The sequence below is a fragment of the Streptomyces sp. NPDC030814 genome (genome assembly GCF_055572155.1).
Genome location: NZ_JBVIDX010000007.1, coordinates 137,085 through 151,264, shown reverse-complemented (window position 1 = coordinate 151,264; position 14,180 = coordinate 137,085). Strand labels below are relative to the sequence as shown.

At 70.9% G+C, this 14,180-nt stretch carries 12 protein-coding genes and 1 tRNA gene; 3 read left to right on the top strand and 10 right to left on the bottom strand.

The window, feature by feature from the left end:
• The gene (locus ACZ43N_RS17360; protein ID WP_468098342.1) at positions 1–1,362 is read right to left on the bottom strand and encodes an ABC transporter substrate-binding protein; all 1,362 of its coding nucleotides are present in this window, start codon (positions 1,360–1,362) and stop codon (positions 1–3) included.
• Positions 1,363–1,801: 439 nt separating this feature from the next.
• Between ACZ43N_RS17360 and ACZ43N_RS17355 the strand changes: the two genes are divergently transcribed.
• A complete protein-coding gene (locus ACZ43N_RS17355) occupies positions 1,802–2,857 on the top strand; it encodes a LacI family DNA-binding transcriptional regulator (RefSeq protein WP_468098623.1) in 1,056 nt (351 codons plus the stop codon).
• A 144-nt stretch (positions 2,858–3,001) separates the two neighbouring features.
• Here ACZ43N_RS17355 and ACZ43N_RS17350 read toward each other — a convergent pair whose 3' ends face one another.
• The 6 genes from ACZ43N_RS17350 to ACZ43N_RS17325 form a co-directional block, all read right to left on the bottom strand.
• Positions 3,002–3,709: a GAP family protein gene (locus tag ACZ43N_RS17350; protein ID WP_468098341.1), complete on the bottom strand. Its 708-nt coding sequence runs from the start codon at positions 3,707–3,709 to the stop codon at positions 3,002–3,004.
• Positions 3,706–4,332, bottom strand: coding sequence for a TetR/AcrR family transcriptional regulator (locus tag ACZ43N_RS17345; RefSeq protein WP_468098340.1), 627 nt, complete (start codon positions 4,330–4,332; stop codon positions 3,706–3,708). Before ACZ43N_RS17345 ends, ACZ43N_RS17350 begins: the two co-directional genes overlap by 4 nt.
• Before the next feature lie 178 nt (positions 4,333–4,510).
• A tRNA-His gene (locus tag ACZ43N_RS17340) sits at positions 4,511–4,583 on the bottom strand.
• A 127-nt stretch (positions 4,584–4,710) separates the two neighbouring features.
• Positions 4,711–5,313: an oligoribonuclease gene (gene orn / locus ACZ43N_RS17335; RefSeq protein ID WP_468098338.1), complete on the bottom strand. Its 603-nt coding sequence runs from the start codon at positions 5,311–5,313 to the stop codon at positions 4,711–4,713.
• A gap of 92 nt (positions 5,314–5,405) precedes the next feature.
• Positions 5,406–6,635, bottom strand: coding sequence for a helix-turn-helix domain-containing protein (locus ACZ43N_RS17330; RefSeq protein ID WP_468098337.1), 1,230 nt, complete (start codon positions 6,633–6,635; stop codon positions 5,406–5,408).
• Between the two features lie 378 nt (positions 6,636–7,013).
• Entirely contained in the window at positions 7,014–7,331 is a 318-nt protein-coding gene (locus tag ACZ43N_RS17325; RefSeq protein ID WP_468098622.1) for a hypothetical protein, read from the bottom strand.
• Between the two features lie 490 nt (positions 7,332–7,821).
• Here ACZ43N_RS17325 and ACZ43N_RS17320 point away from each other — a divergent pair, with 490 nt between their 5' ends.
• Positions 7,822–8,352, top strand: coding sequence for a universal stress protein (locus tag ACZ43N_RS17320; protein WP_099964700.1), 531 nt, complete (start codon positions 7,822–7,824; stop codon positions 8,350–8,352).
• A 388-nt stretch (positions 8,353–8,740) separates the two neighbouring features.
• Here ACZ43N_RS17320 and glmS read toward each other — a convergent pair whose 3' ends face one another.
• The 3 genes from glmS to ACZ43N_RS17305 all read right to left on the bottom strand — a co-directional run bounded on the left by glmS (position 8,741) and on the right by ACZ43N_RS17305 (position 12,096).
• Positions 8,741–10,558: a glutamine--fructose-6-phosphate transaminase (isomerizing) gene (gene glmS / locus ACZ43N_RS17315; protein WP_468098335.1), complete on the bottom strand. Its 1,818-nt coding sequence runs from the start codon at positions 10,556–10,558 to the stop codon at positions 8,741–8,743.
• Positions 10,559–10,609: 51 nt separating this feature from the next.
• Positions 10,610–10,867: a hypothetical protein gene (locus ACZ43N_RS17310; protein ID WP_468098620.1), complete on the bottom strand. Its 258-nt coding sequence runs from the start codon at positions 10,865–10,867 to the stop codon at positions 10,610–10,612.
• Positions 10,868–11,232: 365 nt separating this feature from the next.
• Positions 11,233–12,096, bottom strand: coding sequence for a DUF4429 domain-containing protein (locus ACZ43N_RS17305; protein ID WP_468098334.1), 864 nt, complete (start codon positions 12,094–12,096; stop codon positions 11,233–11,235).
• 102 nt (positions 12,097–12,198) lie between these two features.
• On the opposite strand from ACZ43N_RS17305, the gene ACZ43N_RS17300 reads away from it, so the two are divergent.
• Positions 12,199–13,806, top strand: a complete 1,608-nt coding sequence (locus ACZ43N_RS17300; protein ID WP_468098333.1) for a beta-N-acetylhexosaminidase — start codon at positions 12,199–12,201, stop codon at positions 13,804–13,806.
• Positions 13,807–14,180: the final 374 nt, after the last annotated feature.

Sequence of the window (14,180 nt, the reverse complement as noted above, 5' to 3'; positions counted from 1 at the left end):
TCACTTGTCCAGTGCGTTGTCGATGGTCTTGACGGCGTTCTTCCAGGCTTCCGCGGGCGACTTGCCCTGCGTCACGAGGATCACGCCGTTGTCGGTCAGGCCCTGCTGGATGATCTGGTCCTTCGGACCGATCGTCTGGACCGGGATGTTCTTGGCGGCCTCGGCGAAGATCGTGCCGATCGGCGCGTCACCGGTCATGTCGTTCTTCGCGTCCTTCACCGCGGCCGAGTCGTACGCGGCCGGGGTGCTGGGGAAGCTGCCCTGTACGGCGAAGAGCTTCGCCTGCTGCTCGGGCGCGGTCAACCAGGCGGCCAGCTTCGCGGCCTCCTCGGCGTTCTTGCCGTTCTTCGGCACGGACAGGAAGGAGCCGCCCCAGTTGCCGGACTTCGGCGCCTGGGCGATCTCCCACTTGCCGGCCGCCTCGGGCTTCGACTTGCCCTTGATGTAGCCGAGCATCCACGGCGGGCAGGACATCGCGGCGAACTTGCTGTTGGCGATCGTGGTGTCCCAGGCGGGCTGGAACTGCGTCTGGTTGCCGACCAGCCCGTCCTTGGCGGCCTTCGCCGTGAGGTCGAAGGCGTCCTTGACGGCCGGGTTCGTCTTGTAGATGACCTCACCGGAGGAGTCGTAGAACCGGTCCTTCTCACTGCTGAGGATGGCCTGCAGCAGCCCGCCGGGGGAGTCCAGGAACGTGGTGCCCTTGGGCGCCTTCGCCTTGTACTTGTTGCCGGTCTCGACGAGCTTGTCCCAGCTGCCGGCCCACAGCTTGCCGACCTCCGCGCGGTCGGTGGGCAGGCCGGCCTTCTCGAAGAGGTCCTTGCGGTAGCAGATGGCCATCGGGCCGACGTCGGTGCCGAGGGCGACCGTCTGGCCGCCGGAAGTGGTGGCCTGCTGCCACTTCCAGGGCAGGTAGTCGTCCTTCTTGCCGTACTTCGACAGGTCGAGCAGCTTGTCCGACTGGGTGCCGACGATCTCGGCGATGTTGCCGACCTCGACCATCTGGATGTCCTGCAGCCCGCTGCCCGTGGTCAGGTGGTTGAGGAGAGCGGGGTAGTAGTTCTCGTTCCGCTCCACGACGGTCTGCTGGATGTCGATGTCCGGGTGGAGCTTCTCGTACTCCTTGTACAGACCGGACTCCTCGAAGCCCGCGGTGCCGAACAGCCCCAGGGTGATCTTGGTCTTGCCGCCACCACTACCCGACGACGTGTCGTCCTCGTCCTTGCCGTCGTCGGCACAGCCGGCGAGCAGCCCGGCGCCCAGCGCGGCGACGGCCGCGATGACCACCGTCTTGCGCGTAGTGCGGGCGATTCGGGTGCCCCCGCCCGACCGCAGCCGAGAGTGGGGGAGGGTACGTGCTCGCATTGCGTCCTCCTGATGCCCTGACGTGCCGACCCCCCGGCCAACTGCGTTGTTGGGCCCGTTTTCTTACTGCTGCGGCTCGGGCGGGGAACGTGCGGGATGTGTAAGTGCCAGGTACTGTGGGAGCGCTCCCACAAGTGATGTGTTGAAGAGTCGTCGGTTCGTGCGGGGGTGTCAAGGGAGCGGGCGCGGAAGGATGTCTTCGGTTATCGGGCTGTTAACTAACACCGGGGCCGAGGGCCGGGCATGCCCGGAACCGCCCGGCCGGGGGGCCTGGGGGGCTTCAGAGGTCGGCGGGACCGACGGGCCGGCTGCCCGGCGGCGGGCCCGCGACCGTCCGGAACAGGACCCCGAGGTCCAGGATGAGGGGTCGCCCCGCGTCGTGCGAGGAGCGGGACTGTTAGATTCCACGCCAGCGCGGTGTGAACGGGAGGCGACCATGGTGGCAGGCCACGGAGCACGGGGCCGAAGCGGCCGGCGGCCGACCCTGGAAGAGGTCGCCGCACGAGCCGGTGTCGGCCGCGGCACGGTGTCCCGGGTGATCAACGGCTCGCCACGGGTCAGCGAGGCGACCCGGGCGGCGGTCGAGGCGGCCGTCGCGGAGCTCGGGTACGTCCCGAACACGGCGGCCCGCGCCCTCGCCGCGAACCGCACCGATGCGATCGCGATGGTCGTGCCCGAGCCGGAGACCCGCTTCTTCTCCGAGCCGTACTTCTCCGACATCCTCAAGGGCGTGGGTGCCCAGCTCTCCGACACGGAGATGCAGCTCCTGCTGATCTTCGCGGGCAGCGACCGGGAGCGCCGGAGGCTGGCCCAGTACCTCGCGGCCCACCGGGTCGACGGGGTGCTGCTGGTCTCCGTGCACGCCGACGATCCGTTGCCGGATCTGCTGTCGCAGCTGGAGATCCCGGCCGTGATCAGCGGCCCCCGCTCCGAGCACGAGACGCTGCCCTCGGTCGACTCCGACAACTACGGCGGCGGCCGCTCGGCTGTGGAGCATCTGATCGGACGCGGCCGCGCCCGGATAGCCACGATCACCGGCCGCCTCGACGTCTACGGTGCCCAGCGCCGTATCGAGGGCTACCGCGACGCCCTGGAGGACGCGGGGCGCGAGGTGGACGAGCGGCTGATCGTGCCCGGTGACTTCACGGAGGAGGGCGGCCGCCGGGCGATGTGGGAGCTGCTGGAGCGCTGCCCCGACCTCGACGCGGTCTTCGCCGAGTCCGACGTCATGGCGGCCGGCGCCCGCCAGGTCCTGCGCGAGGCCGGGCGCCGCCTGCCCGACGACGTCGCCCTGGTCGGCTACGACGACTCCGCCATCGCCCGCCACATGGACCCGCCCCTCACCAGCGTCCGGCAGCCGATCGAGGAGATGGGCCGCGCCATGATCGACCTGCTCCTCGACGAGATCGCCGACCGCCGTCCGGCGATCTCCCGGGGTCTCGAACGCCGCCAGCTTGTCCTCCCCACGGAGCTGGTGGCACGGGCGTCGTCCTGAGGCCGTCCGGGAGCACACGGCGCCGTGGACCCGCCCCGCCGGGGCGTCTGTACTGACGGAGCCCGCTGTGAGGCGTGCTACCGGCCTCACACCGCGCTTTCGAGGTCACGCCGCCCTTCCCCCTGCGGTCGCCGCGCCGCTCGGTCAGCCGAACGCCTCGGGGACCCACAGTCGCGCCGCCGCGTCGCGGGCGACGAGGAAGCCGGCGATGACCAGGATCCACCCGGTGGCGCCGCTCGCGCGCCGGGAGATCCAGTCGTTCATGCGCGCCAGGGCGGGTTCGACCGCCGACCGCAGCAGTGCGCGTCCGGCCAGGAGCAGCAGGGCGGGCACCACCATGACCAGGCAGTACCCGGCCAGCAGTGTGGTGATCTCGACGCTGTCCAGACCGGAGGTCGTCAGCATGCTGATGGCGCCGAGGTACGGCAGCATCGTCGCCACCTCGGCCAGTCCCGCCAGCAGGGCCAGCCCCACCATCCAGCCGACCGAGGAGTTCGCGTCCACGCGATCGCGCCACGCGCCGGTGGCGTTCCTGCCCTTCTGCTTCCGCCGCTCGGGGGCGAACCGGAAACTGAGCAGGAACAGGCCGACTCCGAGGCCGAATTGGATCCACAGCCCGGTTCTGGCGTCCAGGGCCTCACCCGCGAGGGAGAACAGGTTGTCGGCGCCGTGGACGACGGCGAGACCCACGGCGAAGTAGAAGACGGTGATGGTGGTCAGGTAGACAAGCACCTTGCCGACGGTGAAGCGTCCCGGGGCCAGCAGCAGCCACACGGGGATGAACAGGGTGCCCATGCTGGTGCTGTCGAGCAGGGCCAGACCGGCCAGCGACAGCGATAACGGGGTGTTCAAAGGGCCTCTCCTCGGTGTCCCTGACTGTCCATCAGCCGGTCCAGGTAGCGGCTCAGCAACCGCCGTACGCGGTCGGCCGGCAGCAACTCGGGTTCGACGGCGCGCTGGACGGTCAGGCCGTCGGCGAAGGCGATCAGGGCGAAGGCCTCGGCCCGGGGGTCGAGATCCGCGGGCGCTTGTCCGAGCCGCCGGGCGGCGGCCAGCGCCTCTGCGCACCGGTCACGGATCTCCCGGGCCCCCGCCGAGTGCACCTCCCGCAGCGCGGGGTGGCAGGCGGCCCGAGCGAGGAAGGCCAGCCAGATCCTCGCCTCGGTCCCGGTGTCCTCGTCGGCGCCCGTGAGGACGCCGAGGGAGACCAGCAGCCGCTGCTTGACGTCATGCGGGTCGCACTCCTCCAGCAGGGTCGCGACGCGCGTGTTCATCGCCTCACCGACGTACTGCGCGGCGAAGACGAGCAGTTCGTCCTTGGTCCGGAAGTACGTCTGCACCAGGCCCGTGGTCGCGCCGAGTTCACGCGCGATGCGCGGGATGCTCGCGGCCTCCAGGCCATCCGACTCGACCACGCGCAACAGCGCCTGAGCGACCTGCCGGCGTCGTTCCACCGGGTCTGCGTAACGTGGCACACCGTTAGATTAAGGTCTTAATCCAACGGGGGTCAACGCGAGTTCCGGCCGGTCCGGCAGGCCCGGCGCATGCGGGGTGCGGGGGTGCGGGGGTGCGGGTGGGGTGAACGGCGATGATCCGTCCACCGAACGACAATCGGCCCCGGTCCGCTCTCGCGGGCCGGGGCCGATGCTTCAGGGTGAGTGACGGGACTCGAACCCGCGACATCCTGGACCACAACCAGGTGCTCTACCAGCTGAGCTACACCCACCATGACCGGCGGTTCATCCGAAGGTTTCCCCGACCGGCCGAGAAAAAGTGTACAGGGTCTTCAGGGGTGCCCGCGCACACGTTTCCCCGCGCGGCTTCCGGGGCCCGGCCGGGCCCCTGGAACAGGGCTATCCCGCGGGCAGGACGTGCTTCGCGGCGATGGTGCGGGCGGTGTCGGAGTCGGGGCCGGGCTGCGGGACGAAGATCGCCTCGCGGTAGTAGCGGAGTTCGGCGATGGACTCGCGGATGTCCGCCAGGGCCCGGTGGTTGCCGTTCTTCTCCGGGCTGTTGAAGTACGCCCTCGGGTACCAGCGCCGGGCCAGCTCCTTGATCGAGGAGACGTCCACGATCCGGTAGTGGAGGTAGTCCTCCAGTGTCGGCATGTCACGCAGCAGGAAGCCGCGGTCCGTCCCCACCGAGTTGCCGCACAGCGGCGCCTTGCCCGGCTCCTTCACGTGTTCGCGTACATACGCGAGGACCTGCTCCTCGGCGTCCGCCAGGGTCGTGCCGCCGGGCAGTGCGTCGAGCAGACCGGACGCGGTGTGCATCTGACGCACCACTTCCGGCATGGTCTCCAGCGCCGAGTCCGGCGGGCGGATGACGATGTCGACACCTTCGCCGAGCACGTTCAGCTCGGAGTCGGTGACGAGGGCGGCCACCTCGATGAGCGCGTCGTCGGACAGCGAGAGGCCGGTCATCTCGCAGTCGATCCACACCATGCGATCGTTCATGTGTCTCACCTTACGGCCCGTGACAACCGTACGGCCCGGCCCTGCACCGGGGTGATCCAGTGCGGGACCGGGCCGTCATGCGCCGGTACGGGCTAGTGCGCGCTGCGCTGGCCCGGCAGTCGGCCGGTGGCGTACAGCTCCGGCTTGGCGCCGCCGTCCGCCGAGAGGGACGCCGACGGCGCCAGGGCGCTCGCAGCGGCCGTACGACGGGCCTGGAGCGGCACCCCGTGGGCGTGCTCCGGCGACACCGGGGACGGACCGGGGTGGCCGGCCTGGGTGTCGTGCTCGGCGGGCTTGTCGCCCTGGGGGCGACGGGCCCGGTACGCCGCCCGGTACGCCGCCGGGGACGAGCCGAGCTGGCGGCGGAAGTGCCCGCGCAGCGCCACCGGCGAACGGAAGCCGCAACGGCCCGCGACCTCGTCCACCGAGTAGTCCGACGTCTCCAGCAGACGCTGCGCCTGCAGCACCCGCTGGGTGATCAGCCACTGCAGCGGGGCGCTGCCCGTCAGTGACCGGAACCGGCGGTCGAACGTCCGCCGGCTCATGTACGCGCGCGCCGCGAGCGTCTCCACGTCGAACTGCTCGTGGAGGTGCTCCAGCGCCCAGGCGACGACCTCGGCGAGCGGGTCGGCGCCGATCTCCTCCGGTAAAGACCGGTCGAGGTAGCGCTCCTGGCCGCCCGTCCGGCGCGGGGGGACCACCAGCCGGCGGGCGAGCGCGCCGGCCGCCTCGTTGCCGTGGTCCGTCCGCACGATGTGCAGACACAGATCGATTCCGGCCGCGGTGCCGGCCGATGTCAGTACGTCCCCGTCGTCCACGAAGAGCTCCCGTGGATCGACATGGACGGACGGATAGCGCTTGGCCAGCGTCGGCGCGTACATCCAGTGCGTGGTGGCCGGCCTGCCGTCCAGCAGTCCGGCGGCGGCCAGCACGAAGGCACCGGTGCACAGCCCCACGATGCGGGCGCCCTCTTCATGCGCGCGACGCAGGGCGTCGAGCGCTTCCTCCGGTGGCGGTGAGGTGATCGAACGCCATGCGGGCACGACCACCGTGCCCGCCCGCGAGATCGCCTCAAGGCCGTTCGGCGCGGTGAGTTCCAGGCCCCCTGTGGTCCGCAGTGGGCCGTCCTCGCCCGCGCACACCAGAAGGCGGTAGCGCGGTACGCCGGCGTCCTGGCGGTCAATCCCGAACACCGACAGTGGTATGGAACTCTCGAAGATGGGGCCGCCGCTGAACAGCAGCACCGCGACGATCTCCTTGCGGCGTCGCCCGGAAAGCTTCCGGGCCGCTGCGTCCGGCGCGGCGGTGGAGTCGTGGCTCATCCTGCTAAGCCCCCCTCGGTGGTCGCGGCTCCTCGGTTGTGTCGCTCCTGCACGTTTCCCCTTGGTCCTGCACGAGTCCCCCGCCGTAAGACAGTCATGATCGAATCTACTGTGTCCCGTGGTGCCGGCGTGACCAGTTCGCCATCCGGCACATTGTCGACATGGCAACTTGGCGTAAAGCATTCGATCACGAAGCGTTGCACTCGTGGGCCGTGCAGGGAAGTGCGCCTCGTCCCGGTGGCTGGTCCACGTAGGGTGCGTGCGGCCCCAGGACCCCTTTCAGCGCAGGTCGAACCGGGCGTGGAGGGGCGTTCGACCCAGGGAGGCCCGGTGAGCCGAAGTTGGCTGAAAAGATACGGGGGTGAGTGCGGAAACCGGTCAGTCGACCGGCGTACTCGGACCGGCGTTCCGCCCGCCCCTTCGCGCCCCCGCACCGGTGTGGCCCTGCCGGCCGCGGTGCGGGGTGGGTTCCTCGGTCGCGGGGCGGCCGGATCGGGCCACGTGAGGTGAACGGCCCGGGGGGTCCGCATGGGCCGCGTGGGCCGCTCCGCGTTCGGACTGGCGCAGCAGGACGCGGCACACTCCGGTCACCGCGGCCAGACCCAGTGCGGCGCCCGCCGCTCCCCCCAGTGAGGTGCCGCACCAGACGAGCACGACCGGCACGAGCACACAGCTGAACGCCGCCCAGCGGACCACGTCGGTGGCGGTGTCGGGTGGGGCGGGGTTGGGGAGTGGGGCAGGGCGGCGGGACGCGGAGGGCCGGTCGGCAGGGGGGTGACCCTCCGTCGGGGAACGGTGGTGCGTGGGGACGGTACGGGGGGCGTCGGGGGCGGTGCGGGGGGTCTGCGGGGCGGGGCGGGGTGCGGACACGTGCTTGCTCGCTTCTGGCTCCCTCGGGTCTGGCTTACCGGGGTTCAACGCGTGTTCGACCCGTCGGTCACTGCCGCCGTCGTACCGGGTGACGTCGGGGTGAGGGAACCGGCTGTACGTGACAGCAACCATTGCGTTACGGCCGGGGGGTCGTGCATGCTCCCTGGAACCCCGCGGAGCCGGTGCGCGGAGGAGGCGTGCGGCCGTACCCTTGGGGGTATGGGGTTGGGAAGATGATTCCCGGACACAGCTCCGCCGCACACTGACGTCCCATCCACGTCGTCCCACCCACGAGGATCCGAACGCCGAGACACTCATGGCCGGTCACGAATTCTTCGACTCCGCGGACCGCAAGCGGCGTCCCGTCGCCGATCACACGGCGGCCGACCCCCTCGCGGCGGAAGAGGCACGCCCCAGCTGCGATCCCGCCTTCAAGCACGGCGTCGTCGTTGGCTTCGACGGTTCGACGTCCAGTGAGCGCGCCCTCGCGTACGCGATCGGCATGGCCCGCCGCTCCGGCTCGGGTCTGATCATCGTCCATGTGGCCAACCGGCTGCCCACGACCGTGTGGGCGGGCTGCGAGCCGCCGGTCTTCGTCGACGTACCGGATCACCGCACCGAGGTGCTCGGGCTGGAGCTCGCCTGCGCCGACTATCTCGCCGAGGTGCCGTGGATCCTCGTCGAGCGCGGCGGTGACATCTGCCACGAACTCGAAGAGGTGGGGCGGGAGTACGAGGCCGACGCGATCGTCGTCGGATCCACGCACGGGATCGTCGGGCGGATCTTCGGCTCCGTCGCCGGGCGCCTCGCCAAACGGGCGCAGCGGCCCGTCATCGTCATCCCGTAGTCCGTCACTCGGGCCCCTCGCTCCCCTTCGGCAACTCCCCGCCCGCCCAGGTGGTCTGGGCTGAGGACCGCTCGCCCCCCGTCGTACGAATGTGTGAACCTACCGGCGCGTAGAGGTGTTTGTGTCCTTGTGAAGGGCATAACCCGATCGCCGTACCACCGCGCGTCCACGAAGGGAGCCCCACCGTGGGCGGGCTGGTGGCCTGTACGCGGCCCACCGCGGCGTTGACCCGCCGGCCTGCGAGTGTGCCGAGACGTGCTGCCGGCCGGGGTGTGACGGCCACGGGGTAACTGGCAGCCGACGTCGGGGGGTTGGGCGACCCCGGCGACCATGAGCGGACCCCCGCGTGTGTGATGGCGGCACGCGGGGGTCCGTTCTGAGGGCGGTCCTACTCCACCGTCACCGACTTCGCCAGGTTCCTCGGCTTGTCGATGTCGCGGCCGAGGGCCAGGGCCGTGTGGTAGGCGAGGAGTTGGAGGGGGATGCCCATGAGGATCGGGTCGAGTTCGTCCTCGTTCTTGGGGACGACGATCGTCCGGTCGGCCTTCTCCTGCTCCCGGTGGGCGACGGCGAGGATCTTGCCGCTGCGGGCCTTGATCTCCTCCAGGGCGGCGCGGTTCTTCTCCAGGAGGTCGTCGTCCGGGACGATGGCGACCGTGGGGAGGGCGGGCTCGATCAGGGCCAGCGGGCCGTGCTTGAGCTCGGAGGCGGGGTAGGCCTCGGCGTGGATGTAGGAGACCTCCTTGAGCTTGAGGGAGGCCTCGCGGGCGACCGGGTAGCCGCGGACACGGCCGATGAAGAGCATCGAGCGGGCCTCGGCGTACTCCAGGGCCAGCTTCTTGATCTCCTCCTCCTGCTCCAGCATCTCGGCGATCTGGGCGGGCAGCTTGCGCAGACCGTCGATGATCCGCTTGCCGTCGCGGACCGAGAGGTCACGGGTGCGGCCCAGGTGCAGGGCGAGCAGCGCGAAGGCCACCGTCGTGTTGGTGAAGCACTTCGTGGAGACCACGCAGACCTCGGGGCCCGCGTGGACGTAGATGCCGCCGTCCGCCTCGCGGGCGATCGCCGAGCCGACGACGTTCACCACGCCGAGGACGCGGGCGCCCTTGCGCTTCAGCTCCTGGACGGCCGCCAGCACGTCGTAGGTCTCACCGGACTGGGAGACGGCGACGTAGAGGGTGTCGGGGTCCACGACCGCGTTGCGGTAGCGGAACTCGGAGGCCGGCTCGGCGTCGGCGGGGATGCGGGCCAGCTCCTCGATCATCTGGGCGCCGATCAGGCCCGCGTGGTACGAGGTGCCGCAGCCGAGGATCTTCACCCGTCGGATCTGGCGCGCCTCGCGGGCGTCCAGGTTGAGGCCCCCGAGGTGCACGGTGGAGAAACGGTCGTCGATGCGGCCGCGCAGCACCCGGTCCACGGCGTCGGCCTGCTCGTGGATCTCCTTGTGCATGTACGTGTCGTGGCCGCCCATGTCGTACGAGGCCGCCTCCCACTCCACGGTGGTGGGCTCCGCGGTGGTGCGGGTGCCCTCCGTGGTGTAGGTGCGGAAGTCGTCGGCCTTGAGGGTGGCCATCTCGCCGTCGTCGAGGGTCACGATCTGACGGGTGTGGGCGACCAGCGCGGCGATGTCCGAGGCGACGAACATCTCCTTCTCGCCGATGCCGAGGACGACCGGGGAGCCGTTTCGGGCGACGACGATGCGGTCGTTGAAGTCGGCGTGCATGACGGCGATGCCGTAGGTGCCCTCGACGATCCGCAGCGCCTGGCGGACCTTCTCCTCCAGGGTCTCCGCCTGCGAGCGGGCGATGAGGTGGGTCAGGACCTCGGTGTCGGTCTCGGAGAGGAACTCGATGCCGTCCGCCTCCAGCTTGCGCCGCAGGTCGGAGGCGTTGTCGATGATGCCGTTGTGGACGACGGCGACCTTGTTGTCGGCCGACATGTGCGGGTGGGCGTTGATGTCGGAGGGAGCGCCGTGCGTGGCCCAGCGGGTGTGGGCGATGCCGGTGGTGCCCTTGAAGCGCGCGGGGACCTTGGCCTCCAGGTCCCGGACCCGGCCCTTGGCCTTGACCATCTTCAGGCCGGCCGTCTTGGGCGAGGTGACCACCAGGCCCGCCGAGTCGTAGCCCCGGTACTCCAGGCGCTGCAGGCCCTCCAGGAGCAGCGGCGCGACATCACGCTTGCCGATGTAACCGACAATTCCGCACATATATAGATATCCCGTTCTCGGTCGGTGTGTACCGGGTCCATGGCCGTCCCGTCAGCCGTAGACGATGCGGCGCAGCTGCCTGAGCGTGAGCTCCGGCGGCGCGACCGCCCGGTATTGCAGGTCCGCCGCGATCCGTTCGAAGATCGCCGTGTTGACCAGGCCCTGGGCCTGGAGCTCGCGGTGGCGGCGACGGACGTAATCCTCCGGCGTCTCGTCGAAGTAGGCGAGCACGTCCTGGATCACACGCAGCGCCTCGCCCCGGCTCAGGGGCGTGGACCGCGTCAGATGATCGACAAGTTCGTCGTGCACCCGGTAGATCCTGGAGTACGGGAGTGTGTTTCGCAAGAATCCTGCCCGATATCGGGCACACGCATGGAGGCTCGGGGGCTCATCGGGTGCGGCAGGCGGGGCGCACGGCTACCCGCGCGCCCACCCCGGCGCATCCCGCGCCCGCGTCCGCGCCGACCCGGGCGGTCCCCCTGAGGGCTGGGTCCGTCATCTGAGGGCTGGTCCCGTCATCCCCTGCGGGCGCACGACGCCGGCTACGGCACCTCGCCGCGTTGCCGGAACGCCCGCATGCGTCCCGTGTGCGGGCGTCCCTCCGCCTTGCGACGCACCGCGTGGCGACGCCGTGCGCTGATCCACCGCGGATCACGGGGCAGCCCTCATGGGTGTCACATGCGCCGGAGGACCGCCTGCTTGGCCATCGTGAACTCCTCGTCCGTGAGGACGCCCGACTTGTGCAGCTCGCCCAGTTCACGCAGACGGCGCAGCAGGGCGTCGTGGTCGTCCCCGCCGGCCGCGGGAGCCGGCTGCGCCGGCCGGGGGTCGTCGGCGCTCGCCGGGTGCGGCAGCCGGGCCTGTACGGCCGCCGCGACCAGGGCCATCAGCGGGTCCTTCTTGAAGCCCCACAGCTCGACGGAGTTGGGGTCGTACTTGGGCGGCGCCTTGGTCGGCGCGTTCCGCACGGTGAAGCGCAGGCAGCCGTTCTCCAGGCCCACCGAGGGCTGCCACTCCACGGCCGCGATGTCGGTCAGCGCCAGCTTCCGGGGCCCGGCCGCCGCCTTCCCGTCCTCGGTCTTCCAGTTCCACTCCAGGCGTACGTGCTCGCCGTCGAAGCTCGCCGTGCCGTCCCCGGCGGAGACGGAGAGCGGGACGACGGGGCCCGGCAGCAGATACGCGCCCACCGCGTCCGCCGGCACCTGGTCCAGCAGCAGCGCGTTGCGTATCTCGTCCACGAAGTACTCCGCGACCCCGTAGCGGTCGGCGTCGACGCTCAGCTGGTACGGGTCGTTGCCGTCGGTGAGCCGGCCGCCCGTCACCTGGAGCAGCGGGTCGGAGCCGTCGCGCAGCCTGAGGCGCAGTCGCCCCGACTTCCTGCCCTGCTCGAACGAGATGCCCGCCAACGCGCCCAGCGGGACCGAGACTTCACCGAGTGTCTTGCGCAGGAGACTGACGCTCTTGTCGCGGCCCGGCGTGAGCCGCAGGGTGTCGCCGTCGAAGGTCCACGTCCCGTCCCGCTGGAGGATTTCCGCCATGCGGGGATTCTTCCACCGGCCAGCGGACGAGGTGGTCTAGACCTAGTGGGTCCTTTGCGGGGATGGTGGTGTCGTCCGTTCGGTTGTGGGAGGGAGCACGTTGTGAGACCGCGCCACAGATCGACCCGCCTGCTCGGGGCGCTGCTGCTCGTGGTGTCCGGGATCTTCGCCGTGGGAGCCGCGCCCGTGTCCGAGAACGCCGACGTCACCACGGTCCCGCTCGGGCGCGTGATCCCGGCCCCCGCCCGGGTCGACGCCCAGGGGACGCCGTACCTGCTGACGAGCGGTACGCGGATCGTCGTGGACGGCGGCCCCGACGCACGCCGGGTGGGCGCGTACCTGGCGGGCCTCCTGCGACCGGCTACCGGCTACCGGCTGCCCGTGACGGACCACGCGACGGGCCGAGGAGGCGGCATCCGGCTGCGGCTGGCCGCGCACGAGACGGCTCTCGGGACGGAGGGGTACCGGCTCCGCAGCGGCCCCTCCGGCATCACGATCACCGCCCGCACGGCCGCCGGGCTCTTCCACGGGGTGCAGACCCTGCGCCAGTTGCTGCCCCCGGCGGTCGAGAAGGACTCCGTCCAGCCGGGCCCCTGGGCGGTCGCGGGCGGCACCGTCGAGGACGTGCCGCGCTACGCCTGGCGCGGGGCGATGCTGGACGTCTCCCGCCACTTCTTCACCGTCGACCAGGTCAAGCGGTACATCGACCAGTTGGCGCTGTACAAGTTCAACAAGCTGCACCTGCACCTCTCCGACGACCAGGGCTGGCGCATCGCGATCGACTCCTGGCCCCGCCTCGCCGCGTACGGCGGCTCCACCCAGGTCGGCGGCGGCCCCGGCGGGTTCTACACGAAGGCCCACTACCGGGAGATCGTCCGCTACGCGGCCTCCCGCCACCTGGAGGTCGTCCCCGAGATCGACATGCCCGGCCACACCAACGCCGCCCTCGCCTCCTACGCCGAGCTGAACTGCGACGGCGTCGCGCCCCCGCTCTACACCGGCACCGACGTCGGCTTCAGCTCGCTGTGCGTCGGCAAGGAGGTGACGTACGACTTCGTCGACGACGTCGTACGGGAGCTGGCCGCGCTCACCCCCGGACGGTACCTCCACATCGGCGGCGACGAGGCGCATTCCACCAGCCACGCGGACTACGCGACGTTCATGGGCCGGGTGCAGCCGGTCGTCGCCCGGTACGGCAAGACGGTCATCGGCTGGCACCAGCTCACCGGCGCGACCCCGGCGCGCGGCGCCCTCGCCCAGTACTGGGGCCTGGACGGCACGAAGCCCAAGGAGAAGGAGCAGGTCGCGGCCGCCGCGCGCAACGGCACGGGGATCGTCCTCTCGCCGGCCGACCGGATCTACCTCGACATGAAGTACGACAAGGACACGCGGCTGGGGCTCGACTGGGCCGGGTATGTGGAGGTGCGGCGGTCGTACGACTGGGACCCGGGCGCCTATCTGACGGGGGTGCCGGATTCCGCGATCAGGGGGGTCGAGGCGCCGCTGTGGACGGAGACGATCGTGACGCCGGCCGACATGGACCACATGGTGTTCCCGAGGCTGCCGGGCGTCGCCGAGCTGGGCTGGTCGCCGGCGTCCACGCACGACTGGGGCGACTACCGGGTGCGGCTTGCCCTGCAGGGGCCGCGGTGGGAGGCGCTCGGGATCGGGTACTACCGGTCGCCGCAGGTGGACTGGCCTGCGCGGTAGAGCTCGGGGGGTCGGGGCTCGTCGGCGGGTGCGGGTGGTGTGTGGTTGTTCGCGCAGTTCCCCGCGCCCCTGAAAAACCCGGGTCCGACCCACGCCGCAAAAGGGGCGCGGGGAACTGCGCGACCAGCCCCCACTCAGCCGCACCTGCATGCTCGACGCAACGCGACGGGCACCTCGGAGGACCGTACTCCGAGGTGCCCGTCTGCTCTTGGGGTGTGTGCCGGGGCTAGGGGGGTGTTGTGGAAGTCCCGCACAGCACCCGCGGCGCCCGGCACGCACCCTCGCCGCACCGGCCAAAGACCCACGTAGCGCCGCTACGAGGGCCTTCGTCCGGCACGCCGAGGCCACGCACCGGACACCGCGGGCACCGCACT

Bases quoted from the DNA above. Each gene is read 5' to 3' on its own strand.
- ACZ43N_RS17360 (WP_468098342.1), bottom strand. From the start codon at position 1,362: ATGCGAGCACGTACCCTCCCCCACTCTCGGCTGCGGTCGGGCGGGGGC.
- orn (WP_468098338.1), bottom strand. From the start codon at position 5,313: ATGAACGATCGCATGGTGTGGATCGACTGCGAGATGACCGGCCTCTCG.
- ACZ43N_RS17330 (WP_468098337.1), bottom strand. From the start codon at position 6,635: ATGAGCCACGACTCCACCGCCGCGCCGGACGCAGCGGCCCGGAAGCTT.
- ACZ43N_RS17320 (WP_099964700.1), top strand. From the start codon at position 7,822: ATGGCCGGTCACGAATTCTTCGACTCCGCGGACCGCAAGCGGCGTCCC.
- glmS (WP_468098335.1), bottom strand. From the start codon at position 10,558: ATGTGCGGAATTGTCGGTTACATCGGCAAGCGTGATGTCGCGCCGCTG.
- ACZ43N_RS17305 (WP_468098334.1), bottom strand. From the start codon at position 12,096: ATGGCGGAAATCCTCCAGCGGGACGGGACGTGGACCTTCGACGGCGAC.